The 13,107-nt window shown below is 43.2% G+C and carries 10 protein-coding genes; 7 read left to right on the top strand and 3 right to left on the bottom strand.

All coding sequences use genetic code 11. From position 1 onward, the window contains the following. Nucleotides 1-439: 439 nt before the first annotated feature. From PI95_RS23020 to PI95_RS23005, 4 genes are all read left to right on the top strand, one after another. The gene (locus PI95_RS23020; RefSeq protein ID WP_039744115.1) at nucleotides 440-1,213 is read left to right on the top strand and encodes a DUF502 domain-containing protein; all 774 of its coding nucleotides are present in this window, start codon (nucleotides 440-442) and stop codon (nucleotides 1,211-1,213) included. A 110-nt stretch (nucleotides 1,214-1,323) separates the two neighbouring features. Next, entirely contained in the window at nucleotides 1,324-1,953 is a 630-nt protein-coding gene (gene nusB / locus PI95_RS23015) for a transcription antitermination factor NusB (protein WP_039743411.1), read from the top strand. A gap of 255 nt (nucleotides 1,954-2,208) precedes the next feature. Further along, a complete protein-coding gene (ftsY, locus tag PI95_RS23010; RefSeq protein WP_039743413.1) occupies nucleotides 2,209-3,810 on the top strand; it encodes a signal recognition particle-docking protein FtsY in 1,602 nt (533 codons plus the stop codon). 933 nt (nucleotides 3,811-4,743) lie between these two features. Continuing rightward, entirely contained in the window at nucleotides 4,744-6,144 is a 1,401-nt protein-coding gene (locus PI95_RS23005; protein WP_039743414.1) for a SpoIIE family protein phosphatase, read from the top strand. Between the two features lie 148 nt (nucleotides 6,145-6,292). Here the strand turns inward: PI95_RS23005 and PI95_RS23000 are convergent, their stop codons facing one another. Further along, nucleotides 6,293-7,282, bottom strand: a complete 990-nt coding sequence (locus tag PI95_RS23000; protein ID WP_039743416.1) for a DUF2278 family protein — start codon at nucleotides 7,280-7,282, stop codon at nucleotides 6,293-6,295. 362 nt (nucleotides 7,283-7,644) lie between these two features. After that, nucleotides 7,645-8,265 (bottom strand): hypothetical protein, encoded by a 621-nt coding sequence (locus PI95_RS22995; RefSeq protein WP_039743418.1) that lies wholly within the window; start codon nucleotides 8,263-8,265, stop codon nucleotides 7,645-7,647. Between the two features lie 224 nt (nucleotides 8,266-8,489). Here PI95_RS22995 and psbP point away from each other — a divergent pair, with 224 nt between their 5' ends. After that, on the top strand, nucleotides 8,490-9,035 hold the full coding sequence (gene psbP, locus PI95_RS22990) for a photosystem II reaction center PsbP (protein ID WP_039744117.1): 546 nt from the start codon (nucleotides 8,490-8,492) through the stop codon (nucleotides 9,033-9,035). A gap of 164 nt (nucleotides 9,036-9,199) precedes the next feature. Further along, a complete protein-coding gene (locus PI95_RS22985) occupies nucleotides 9,200-9,787 on the top strand; it encodes a Maf family protein (RefSeq protein WP_039743420.1) in 588 nt (195 codons plus the stop codon). 166 nt (nucleotides 9,788-9,953) lie between these two features. Here PI95_RS22985 and PI95_RS22980 read toward each other — a convergent pair whose 3' ends face one another. Then, nucleotides 9,954-10,205 (bottom strand): hypothetical protein, encoded by a 252-nt coding sequence (locus tag PI95_RS22980; RefSeq protein WP_039743422.1) that lies wholly within the window; start codon nucleotides 10,203-10,205, stop codon nucleotides 9,954-9,956. Nucleotides 10,206-10,664: 459 nt separating this feature from the next. Here PI95_RS22980 and PI95_RS22975 point away from each other — a divergent pair. Continuing rightward, the coding region (locus PI95_RS22975) for an NACHT and WD repeat domain-containing protein (protein ID WP_163519116.1) at nucleotides 10,665-13,107 on the top strand (2,443 nt) is incomplete at its 3' end.

Below are 13,107 nucleotides of genomic sequence, written 5' to 3'. Positions count from 1 at the left end.
AGATTTACTCACCTAGCTCAACAGAACAATAACGCTGAAGGAATAAAGCTTTCAGAATTATGGGCAGCTTTTTAGCTAGCGCGGTAGGATCGATAAAAGCCTAAAGGACTTGCAACAATCATTTACAAGTCTGACAAAGAAAAGTAACAGCGTCTCTTGAATAACCAGCCATCATTCTGGTTGGTACATGTCCATATGGACTAAAGCTGAGGTTTACTCAAAATCAGAACTTCAGGCTGTTTGGGCTTGCATCGCGTCAAATCCCATTGAGTAAAAGCTAGTATAGGTCGGCGGAAATGACTAGACAGTTATAGAAAAGCCAAAAAGTAGATGATATATATATGTATTATTCGCTTCTGCCTTTTTCTAGTAGGGATTTACAGCAGCATATCCTGCACAGGATAGCAAACTACAGTAGTGCAATTTGACGATGCTGGTTATGAATACCAATAACAGAAGTTCCAATAACCTAAAAAAGGAGAATAGGGGCTTGTTAATCGATCGCCTAAAGCAGGACTTAAAAAATGACCTGATTGCTGGTTTGTTGGTAGTGATTCCCCTAGCGACAACCATCTGGCTAACGATTACCATTGCCAGTTGGGTAATCAACTTTCTCACCCAAATTCCTAAACAAGTGAATCCCTTTGATGGGATGCACCCTATTGTAGTAAATTTACTGAATCTTTTAGTTGGTCTAGCAGTACCGCTATTCAGTATTCTCTTGATTGGTTTGATGGCTCGGAATATTGCTGGGCGGTGGTTACTAGATTTTGGTGAGCGAGTATTGCAGGCGATTCCTTTAGCTGGACAGGTGTATAAAACCCTGAAACAGCTTTTAGAAACATTATTAAAAGATACTAATGGTAAGTTTCGCCGCGTAATTTTGGTAGAATATCCGCGCCGGGGAATGTGGGCGATCGGCTTCGTCACTGGCACAATTAGCAGTGAGATTCAATCTCAATTGTCTCGCCCAGTGTTGAGCGTTTTTATCCCCACCACTCCAAATCCGACTACTGGATGGTATGCAGTACTTCCGGAAGATGAGGTAGTAAATCTATCAATCTCGATAGAAGATGCCTTTAAAATAATTGTTTCTGGTGGCATTGTCGCTCCAAATACGCCCTTACCGACCTTAGTTATCGCCAAAGACCGCAAACTGGAAGTGCCACAAACTGAAACAAAACGGCAGATTATACCTCTAGAAGAGACTTAAAATTGTATAGCAAATGCACGCGAGAGAAACTGTTTGCCAGTTTCACCACCGTGTAGTTCCCAATTCGCAGCCAAAATCAACTCAGTTTTAACATACTTAGATACACTTTTATGCAACCCCGTAAACCCCGTCAAATTGCTCGTGAATTGGCGCTTTTAAGTCTTAGTCAGATGCCAATTAACCCCAAAAAATTGACAGAAGCACAACTACCTAAGTTAGTGCTAGCCGCAGTACGTACCCTGACACTAGAAGTACAAGACTCTCTGGATAATGCTGCTGGGGAATTACAACGCAGTAATGATCGCCTTTTAAGCAGCCAAACTCGCACCACTGATGTCAATACTGCTAGAACTATGGTCAAAGAGGCAATCGAATATACCCAAACGGCAATTAATCAACTTGGCACCGCGCTTGAGTTTCCAGAACTGATTCAGCTAGCTAACCAAGACAAAGATGTTGCTAGATACGCGATTGAAATTGTCAAAACAGTCAATGAAGAACGAAAAGCGATCGATCAATTACTCTCCGACGCTTTGGTAGATTGGCAAGTAACTCGTCTGGCTCAAATCGACCGCGATATTTTGCGAATCGCTGTGGCTGAAATGGAATTTTTAGAAGTTCCAGACAGCGTGACAATCGACGAAGCAGTAGAGTTAGCCAAACGCTACAGCGGAGAGGACGGTCATCGATTTATCAATGGTGTTCTGCGTCGATTCACTGACCAGAAAAAAACTGCATAACGTTTGATAACTTTAATATCGCGGTTATGAGATTGCTTGTTTAAAGGCACCAAGGCGATCGCGCAGTGCTGGCAACGCTGCACGGTTTTGAGTTGATGAGGATAACCTGGGGTGAAAACCCCAGCATAAGTGAGGATATCCAGAGTTTAAAATTTTATGAAAGCGTGAGAAGTTAAATTAAACTCATAACTCATAACTCCCGTACAGACGTTCCATTGGAACGTCTCTACATAACTCATAACACTTATAGCTGCAATGGTTTTTAATTGGTTCCGTCGTCAAAATAACAATCCTGCTAACACCCCCGCTCAAGAAAAACAAACAGAAACTCCTTCTACACAAGAATCTCAAACAGAGTCCGCCGAAACCTCAAGCAACGATGATTCACCCGCAGCGGCAACAGACTTGTTAGCATTCGCTAAATCCGCTTACAAAAACATCCAGCAAAAGCAACAAGCAGAGGAAGTAGAAACTCCTTCTGTTGAAGTCACAGAAGCGCCAAAACTAGAAACAGCATCACCAGAAGAACCAGATGCTGAACAGTTACCACTAGATGAAACAACTGCTGATGAGCCAGATCCGGAACAGCTATCAGATGAAACAACTGCTGATGAGCCAGATCCGGAAAATATAGATACCACGACTGAGGCAGAAGTGACACCCAGCGGAGCAGTTGTTAGTTCAGAGGATGCACAACCCACACCGCCAGCAACTTTATCCTTTTTAGAACGGGCAGCGGCAGAAAGGCAAGCAAAACAGGAACGACTCATAGCAAGTGCAATTGAAGTACCAGAAACCGAGGTAGTACAGCCAGCTACGCCAGAGATAGTAGAGGAAATCCCCGGACTTGCCTTTGATGACGGATTTGTGTGGTCTACAGAAGTTTTGGCGGCGCAAGGTAGGCGTGCGGAAGATGTTTCAATTGAAGAAATTAACTGGCTGAAAAAGCTGCGACAAGGCTTAGACAAAACTCGTCGCGGTATTGTTAACCAACTGAAGGCGATTGTCGGTCAAGGACCGCTAAATCAAGCAGCAGTCGATGAAATTGAATCGTTGCTGTTGCAAGCAGATGTGGGTGTGGAAGCAACAGACTATATTATCAAAGCGTTACAGAAACAGCTACGAGAAGAAGTTACTCCACCAGATAAGGCGATCGCCTACCTAAAAACTATCCTCCGGGATATGCTGGATGCGCCGCTCAAAACATCCTACAAACCTAGTTTTACTCCAGAAAAAGAAAATCTTAATATTTGGTTAATTACTGGGGTGAATGGTGCTGGTAAAACCACTACCATCGGCAAAATCGCTCACTTGGCACAAAAATCTGGCTATAAATGCTTGATTGGTGCGGCAGATACATTCCGCGCTGCTGCTGTGGAACAGGTGAAAGTTTGGGGTAGCAGAAGCGGTGTGGAAGTAATTGCGAATCCTGGTCAGAATACAGATCCAGCAGCGGTTGTATTTGATGCGATCGCCGCTGCCGTTGCAAGAGAAACAGAGTTACTTCTGGTCGATACCGCAGGACGACTGCAAAACAAGAAAAACTTGATGGATGAACTTAGTAAAATCCGGCGAATTATCGACAAAAAAGCCCCGAATGCAAAAGTAGAATCACTGTTGGTTCTTGATGCCACTTTAGGTCAAAATGGATTGCGGCAAGCTGAAGTCTTTTCTCAAGCTGCCCAACTCAGTGGTGTAGTCTTAACTAAGCTTGATGGTACCGCTAAAGGAGGCGTTGCCCTCGCCGTCGTGCAGCAACTAGGTCTACCGATTCGCTTTATTGGTGCTGGAGAAGGAATTGAAGATTTGCGTCCGTTTTCTAGCTACGAGTTTGTCGAAGCTTTATTGAGTGGTTAGATCGAGAGACTGGGGACTAGGGGCAGGAGCGAAAACACGCCCTAGTCCCTTATTGATAATTTTTCTTTTCAAACTAATAAATTTACTTTCACAGAGCTAAGTCAGGCTATGTTTGGGCTTAGAAATTTATAAAGTCCCCTGCAACAACCCAGCGCCTTATGTGAGACGGTTCCTTCAACGCCCGTATGTCGTGGGGTACCCTTGGATCTATTAAACGAACGCTCGTGCCACATAAGTCTTGGTCAGGTGTCGCCCCCTTAAGTGAATTGGCATAACTAAGGTGGAGCAATACTTTTATATGTATTACCCGTGTCTGCTTCAAAAAACGTCACTGAATATTCTCTGTCCAAAATTTATAAATTTGAAGTGTGTTGCTTAAACTAAAACACCATTACTAATTTATAGGTTAAAGGTCTTGTGCTATGCTTTTTCTGGCTTTTGTTTCTTAAGCCTGTATATCTGTTGTCAAGAAAGTAGGATCAATATTATTTACATAACTTAAACTTAGAAGAAAGCGTAAGTATATCTGCCTTAGAGTGCCTCACCCCTGAGGTTATAAGCCCCCTAAACCCCAGACCCCCCAGTGTCAACACTGACTCGGAGAGCGTAAAAATTTATCTGTTTACCCAAGTATTTTCTCTATCTCAAGATATATGACTTGGTTATTAAGTTATGAAAGAATTGAAAGCTTTCTAGGATCTAAGAGAAATTGCTGTCAATACCAGTCTCTTTTGGAGCAAAAAACTTACTTAAAACTTCTGTTTTGACGAATAAATACAATCAGCAAATGCAATACTTGTTAAATTGACATCTTACGTCTTTCTACTCTTGCTAAATTGACAAACCTTGTTTCAATATGGTTTAGCAATTGCCCTTGCCTACATGATTTATAAGTAATCTAATTCGGTTTTTCAGTTAAGTGAAATAATAGCTGTGCCTGTGTCTCAACTGCCCTCTCAACCAACTGATAGTAATAGTAGTGCCGCAACGGATGTCACTCCGGTTGTAGCGCTGAAAGAACTCGTGGCACGGCTGCACCGAGAACAAAACAAAATTCAAGATTTGTTAAGTTCTTTAGGATTTGCTCTGAGAAGCTTCAATAATTTGAATCAGTTTTTAGAGCTAATTCCGTTGATGGCGACACGAGTAACAGATGCAGATGGTAGTGCTCTGTTTCTCTATAAACCTAATGGTCAAGTTCGATTGGAGCAGTTGCATTGGCAGGATAGTCACCAGCGCAAACATATTCGCAAAGCGCTAGAAACCGCTACCAGTCAAATCACACTTCTGCCAAATACGGCACCTTTAGCAAACGCTACGGGTGTTTTGGATGCCCAGATGCATCGCTACTTAGGACCAGATATGCAAATATTTGGTACGGCAATTCTGGTCAAACATGCAGAACGAGGATGGCTGTATGTTTTGAGTCGCGATCCGGAATATAGCTGGACGGAAACTAGACAAAAATTAGTCCGGTTAGTGGCAGACCAAACAGCTGTAGCGATTGAAAACGATGAACTGGCTGTAGAATTACGAAAAAAAGAACGCTTAGATCAAGAACTAGAAATTGGTGCGGAAATTCAACGACGGCTTTTACCTCGTCAATGTCCCTCGATTCCTGGTATAGCTTTGGCTGCGCGTTGTAAACCGGCAAATCGTGTCGGCGGAGACTATTATGATTTTATTCCTACCAAGCAGAATCAGTTTCAGCTAAATAGTAAAGATACTATCAGCTTAGAAACTGGTCGTTGGGGTTTTGTGATTGGTGATGTCATGGGCAAAGGTGTCCCAGCTGGGTTAATTATGACCATGATGCGGGGAATGCTACGAGGAGAAGTATTACACGGTAATTCGCCAGCAGCAATTCTTCAAAATTTAAATCAAGTCATGTATGCGGATTTGGAAAATTCCCACCGTTTTGTGACACTGTTTTACTCAGAATATGACCCCCAAAATAGAATTTTGTCTTATAGCAATGCAGCACATAATCCTCCTTTGTGGTGGCACGCAGCTACAAAAACTGTGACACGTTTGGATACATTGGGTATGTTGATTGGTTTGGATACTAACAGCGAATATGAAGATGCTCAGGCACAGTTAGAACCTGGAGATACAATTATTTACTATACAGATGGTTTGACTGAGGCGGCTTCTGCGGGAGGCGATCGCTTCGATGAAGAAAACTTTGTCGATGCCTTTAATTTGGCTTGCAGGCATTGCAATGGAGCAGAGGAAATTCTCGATTACCTGTTTAACCAAGTTTACCAATTCATCGGTGCCGATAAGCAAAACACCGATGATATGACGTTGGTGGTGTTGCAAGTTAATGGATAGTGGATATTGGATAGTCGATAGTCGATAGTCGATAGTCGATAGTCGATAGTCGATAGTGGTTAATAACGCTCCAACGCTCCAACCATCAACGCTTCAACCATCAACGCTTCAACCATCAATGCTTCAACCATCAACGCTTCAACGCTCATCAAAATAGAATCGTCCAATCTGGCTTTTGGGCATCTTCTTTGGTATAAGAAACACCGTCTATCTTGATGCCATTGTTATCAAGAAGCGTAATGATACCACCATCATTTTCTAGTTGGATATGGTTTGTATCCAAAGGTATTTGCATAACTTCACCTGGGTTAATGATGCCACTCAGGGATTGCTTACGCTTGAGGCTATCTGCAAGTTTCCAATCACTCAAGTCAACTTTATCTGCGGAAGTGTTAATTAATGTTACATTCTTGGCTGTATCTTGGCTACCAGGATTCACCAAAGCTGCGATAATCCGAATACCCGCAATCGATGGTGCAATTAGCGTTTCTATTCTGTCACCAGTGCGATCGTCGGTATGGAAAGATTGCGATTGGAAGGCTAAAAATATTCCTACCCACTGATTCCGGGATGGATAATGAATCAGCAGTCCACCGTCTTGCCAAACTCCATTATCCCGCTGAAATGAACCGGCGTTACCTTGGTTCATGTGGATGTCATGAATACCATTTCCAGGGAGAAAATGAAAATATTTGTCCTCTTTATTCTTTTCCGGTCCCCACTTTTCGCCAAAGGCGTATAAAGTTATATCTTTATTTTTCAGCGCCCGTTTAATGTATAATTCTAGCAACTCGTTCAGGTCGTTGTCGGGTCCGGGAACGTTGTATGGTAAAGGTTTCATCTGATTTGGCGCAAATAAATTTCCCCGGATGAAGTCTAAAGCTAACCCTCCTGGTTTGCTATCCAATTGATTGAAGCCGTAATTTAATTTAACTAGCCCTTTGATAATCGGGTGATTGAATTTGTCGTCTACAAAATACAACAATTCTGAGGGACTTTCTTTTGATTTAACGTTGATGGCGATGCGATGCTTTACTTTAGTGTCGGTAACTAACACTTGGTAATGAGGAGTAGATCCTTCACCAAGCTTGCGTTCAATCGCTTGACATTTCAAAACACCGTAATTTTTTAAAGGCATGAATTTCTCCTAATTTCTTGGTGCAAAATATAACATGAAAGCAATTGCTAACCCGAATAGCATTTTCAATTCGGCTTTGACGGGCTGTATAGTCTGGCACTGACATTCATCGATCGCAACCACGACTGTAACAATTTCTTACGAGATAAAGCATTTTCGTATTTAGCGTTGCGATCGCTATTCCCTGTAATGGTCTAACATTTTACTTTTGCTTTGTCTGCTATTTTTTTCAATTTACAGGTTTATATACTTATGTCTTTTGGTATATTTTTTGTATAATTGCTTGATTATTTCTTAAATAATTGCTGAGTATTTTTCAACACATTATTACCTTTAGCTTTATTTTCATAGCAAGTAAGTTGTCATTTACAAACAAGTTCAAGCCAACTGGGATAAGCGAAAGAATCCGCAGCCAGCAACTTTGACCCGCGATAATTATTAAATACCCAACTAGCAGTCTTTTGAAGATTATCCATCAAACAGGCTTCTTCACCGCTAGCTTCAAACGCTAAACTCCACCAAGGATTCTCCCGAATCAGTAGACGGGTAAGTTCTACGGTACAACCGTTGTCGATAGATTTATTAGCTGAAACAGGTTGCGGTGGAAACTCCGGGATAATTCGGTAAAGTTGCGAATAACGAACTTTTTGCACACTCACCCACGAAGGAGTATTTACAACCGTTGTCTTCTGAAAACTTTCTTTTGTCGAATCTTCGCACAGCCACTTGCCCCATTTTTCTGTTTTGCCTTCTATAGAGTCAAAAAAACGCACTATTCCTAATTCTGATTTGCGCCATTTAACTTCTAGTCGTGCTTGACGCAGTTTGATTCCCAAAAAGTCACATGGTGAGTACAAATATACATCTTCTCGTTCTTCTGGTGACTGCAACGGGTCAAGGAGGCAATTTTGTTTGAACCAAAGTTCGATGTCTTCCGGTATACTGCCAGGGTAAAACCAACGTAGTTCGTTACTTATCAGCATAATTTGTTTCGTTGGTGGTTGGTGGTTAGTTGTTGGTGGTTAGTTGTTGGTTGACGGTTAACAGTTATCAACTATCCACTATCCAAATTCCACTATCTACGCTCCCACGCTCCCACTAACTACTAACCTCTCCCCCTCTCCTAAATGTCCCTGTTGATGGGAGAATGAAAACGGTAAATTTAAGCGTGCCTTGTGTTGCTTCCAGCCTAAAGGAATCTGTAGAAATGTGGAAACGAATTGTATTGATTTTGCTATTGGTATTTAGCTTTAGCCTGAGTAATTCTGGTGTAGCGGCTGCGGCTGGACTCAACAGCTTTGTAGACACTACTGATGGCTATCAGTTCTTATATCCTAACGGTTGGGTGCAAGTTAAAGTTGCCGACGGACCGGATGTAGTGTTTCACGATTTGATTCAGGTGACTGAAAATGTTTCTGTGGTGATTAGTCCGGTTCCAGATAACAAAACTTTGGCTGAACTGGGCACGCCTGGAGAGGTAGGATATAAGTTGTCAAAAAATGCGATCGCTCCTCCTGACTCTGGTCGCAAAGCCGAATTAGTCAACGCCGCACAACGAGAATCTAAGGGTAAAACTTACTACTTGTTAGAGTATGAAGTTCAACTCCCCAATAACAAAAAACGGCATAACCTCGCCAGTGTCGCTGTTAGCCGAGGTAAACTTTTTACCTTTAACGCCTCTGTCACCGAAAACCGTTGGCAGAGAGTTAAACAGATAATAGAAAGCTGTGTGAATTCTTTTTCTGTATATTAGGGACTAGGGATTAGGGACTGGGGATTTGAAGAGGGGTAAAGGGTAAAGGGTAAAGGGTAAAGGACAAGAAAGAAGAAATATTTTCCCTTTCCCCCTTCCCCTTTTCCCCTTCCCCCTTCCTCCTGCCCCATGCCCCATGCCCCATGCCCCATGCCCCATGCCCCATGCCCACTTTTATACTCGCCTCTGCTTCCCCGGCGCGACGCCGTTTGTTGCAAACTGTTGGAATTGAACCGACTGTTTGCGCTAGTGATTTTGATGAGTCGCAAATCCAACTCAGTGAGCCAGGGCAATTGGTGCAAACTCTTGCTCAGTGTAAGGCAGAAACTGTAGCGCCTCAGTTTGCATCAGGTTTGATAATGGGTTGTGATTCGGTTTTGGCTCTTAATGGTCAAATTCATGGTAAACCAGCAGATGCAGAAGAAGCGATCGCTCGTTGGCAAATCATGCGAGGTAATTTTGGCGATCTGTATACTGGTCATGCTTTGATTGATAAAGACCAAAATCAGACTTTAGTCAAGTGTCAAGTAACAAGAGTTTATTTTGGGGAAATGAGCGATCGCGCGATCGCTGCTTATGTTGCTACGGGTGAACCGCTCAAGTGTGCTGGTGCTTTTGCCCTTGAGGGTTTTGGTAGTTTATTTGTGGAAAAAATCGAAGGGTGTCACAGTAACGTTATTGGTTTGAGTTTACCTCTGCTGCGGCAAATGTTGGCGGAACTGGGGTACGAGGTTATTGATTTTTGGCAGTAGTTGGTTGATTGTTAGTTGTTAGTTGATGGTTGATAGTTGATGGTTGATGGTTGATGGTTGATAGTTGTTGGCTAACAGTCAACAGTTATCCAATATCCACTATCCACTATCAACTAACCACTATCCACTATCAACTATCCACTAACCACTATCCACTAACCACTAACTAATAACTAAATTGCCTGGTGTTGAGTAACTCTTCCCCATGATCGGGAATCCAGGCTAGCCATTCGTGTTCTGTAACCTGACATAATAACAGCGCTTCGTCAAAACTAAAGGTGCTGGGAAGTTCTAAAAGCTTTACCCAAGTAGAAGCTTGCAACTTCTGCTGCGAATTGGGGTAAGACTTACTTGATCCATCTAGATTCTGTCTTTGCCCTGCGACGCTAAAACCTAGTTTACGGGAATCTAGTTTCATGGCTTTGTGTTCCCTTTAATTGATTAGTCAATTTAAGAATATTTCTGTAACCTAGGATACAAAATAATTAATTCTGTTGCAAAGTGGTTGTCTTATAACTTTACGTTTGGTGAGATGGTGAGAGCGATGTCGGGACGACAACGCTTTGCGATCGCCATAAAATTACCTTGGAATAGGTAATATCATGTCCGCAACCGTTGTAGAGACGCGAGGAACATCGTGTCTCTATCAAGATTAATCGCGTCTCTATCAAGATTAATCGCGTCTCTACCAAGATTAATTCGCGTCTCTATCAAGATTAATCGCGTCTCTATCAAGATTAATCGCGTCTCTATCAAGATTAATCGTGTCTTTACGTCGTTATTTAGGGCAATAATAAAATTACTCTGTCAGTAAACAGTACATAAGCAGTTGTAGTGATGCTAGGGGCTTGTACAAACCATTACACTTCTTCAAGTAATGAATAATGAAGCGCAGGTCAAAACGATTTTGCTGTTGGCAGCTAATCCCAGAGATACCTCCAAGCTGCAACTAGATGTAGAAGTGCGGGAAATTGATGAGGGGTTGCGACGAGCGAATAAGCGGGAACAGTTTAAATTGAAGCAAAAGTGGGCAGTGCGATCGCGTGATTTTTACCGCGCTATTCTCGACACTCAACCGCAGATTGTTCACTTTAGCGGACACGGTACTGCTGAGGATGGAATTATCCTCGAAAATGAGATGAAGCAGACGGTGTATCTACAAGCTGACGCGCTGGCAAGTATGTTTAAGCTGTTTGCGAAAAAGGGTGTAGAGTGTGTTGTTCTCAATGCTTGTTATTCAGAAGTGCAAGCAGAGGCTATTAGCCAATATGTAAAATATGTCATTGGCATGAATAAAGCTGTGGGTGATAAAGCAGCTGTTGCCTTTGCTGTCGCATTTTACGATGCTCTAGGTGCTGGGGAAGATGTGGAGTTTGCCTATGAGTTAGGTAAATCTCAGATGATGGGTTTTATGGAGCATCAAACTCCGGTTTTGAAGAAAAATCAGTTAACTGATGTCTCAACTACTTTTGAAACAGATGTTATTCCACCCAACCCTTACCAGGGATTGTCTGCTTTTGGGGAAGAGGATGCAGCTTTCTTTTTTGGACGGGAGACTTTTGTTAATGAGTTAGTTCAGACGACTCGCAAACAGCCTTTGGTAGGTGTGGTTGGTCCGAGTGGTAGTGGTAAATCTTCTATCGTGTTTGCGGGACTGATTCCGCAGTTGCGAAGTGAGGGAAACTGGCTGATTTCATCTTTCCGTCCTGGTAATCAACCATTTTATCAGTTGGCTTGTGCGTTGGTGCGTTTATTAGAGCCAGAACTGAGTGAAACTGGACTACTGCGGGAAGCTGCGGGACTGGCAGGTGATATGCAGTCCAGTAGAATTACTTTGCAGCAAGTAGCGTCTCGCATCAAAGAACGCAACGCTGGTAAACGTCTGTTGTTAGTTGCAGATCAGTTTGAAGAACTTTATACTCTTTGCCACAAGGAAGAACAAGAACGCTTTGCTGATGCTTTGTTGGGGGCTATTTCTCCAGAAAATCTCACACTGGTTTTCACCTTACGAGCTGACTTTTACGGTTATGTGCTTTCCTACCGTTTGTTTCGGGATGCGTTGCAGGAGTATACACCTCAGTTGCTGAGTTCGATGAAACCAGAGGAACTGAAAGCAGCGATCGCACTACCGGCACAAAAGTTAGAGGTGCAATTAGAAGGGCAACTGACGCAACGAATTTTGGATGATGTGGGACAAGAACCGGGTAATTTGCCTTTGTTGGAATTTGCTTTAACTCGACTGTGGGAGAAGCAAGAAAATCGGGTGTTAACTCACCATGCATACGATGAAATTGGCGGAGTTAAGAAGGCGATCGCCAATCATGCAGAAGAGGTTTATCAACAACTTAGTGGAACACAGCAAAAACAGGCAGAGCGAATTTTTGTGCAATTAGTGCGTCCTGGGGAGGGAACGGAGGATACTCGGCGCATCGCGACTCGTGCGGAGGTTGGGGAAGATAATTGGGGCTTGGTGAGTTATTTAGCGGGATATCAAGCGCGGTTGGTGGTGACGGGGGGAGGGAAGGCAGGGGAGGCAGGGGAGGCAGGGGAGGCAGGGGAGGTTTCTTTCGCGCAAGATACGGTGGAGGTGGTGCATGAAGCGCTGATTCGGGAATGGGAAACTTTGCGAAAGTGGATAAATAATAACCGTGAATTTCGCACTTGGCAAGAAAGGTTAAAGGTAGCATTACGAGAATGGAAAAATAGCAACCATGATTCTGGGGCTTTGTTGCGTGGTGTGCCGTTGACTGTGGCAGAAGATTGGTTGCACAAGCGTGCGGAGGAAATGACGCAGGAAGAGCGAGATTTTATTGCAGTTAGCGGACAACAACGGGATAGGGATAAGCAGGAACGGGAACGTAGACGGCGACTGACAATTATCGGGCTAGGTAGCTTCTCTGTAGTATCCTTGGGTTTAGCTGGTTTAGCTGGTGTGGGCTGGCAAAGTGCTGGAATACGTGAAATTAATTCTATTACTCAAAATTCATCTGCGCTTTTAAGTTTAGATGGAGGAAAAGCTTTAGAAGCAAGTTTAAAAGCTGTTGTACAAATGCAGCGTACACTTTGGGTAGACGCAAATACCCGGACCCAGGTGAAACTGGCATTAATGCATACAGTTAACAACGTCGCAGCACCAAACACCTTGGGAGGACACGCAAACTGGGTTTATGGCGTCAGCTTCAGCCCCGATGGCAAGATGCTGGCTTCAGCAAGTGCTGACAACACGGTGAAACTCTGGGATACCTCCACCGGCAAAGAAATTAAAACCCTGACTGGGCATACAAACTCGGTTATTGGCGTCAGCTTCAGCCCCGATGGCA

Origin of the sequence: Hassallia byssoidea VB512170, from assembly GCF_000817785.2 — a bacterium.
Lineage (GTDB): Bacteria > Cyanobacteriota > Cyanobacteriia > Cyanobacteriales > Nostocaceae > Hassallia > Hassallia carrinoi.
This window is presented reverse-complemented; position numbering and strand designations above follow the sequence as displayed.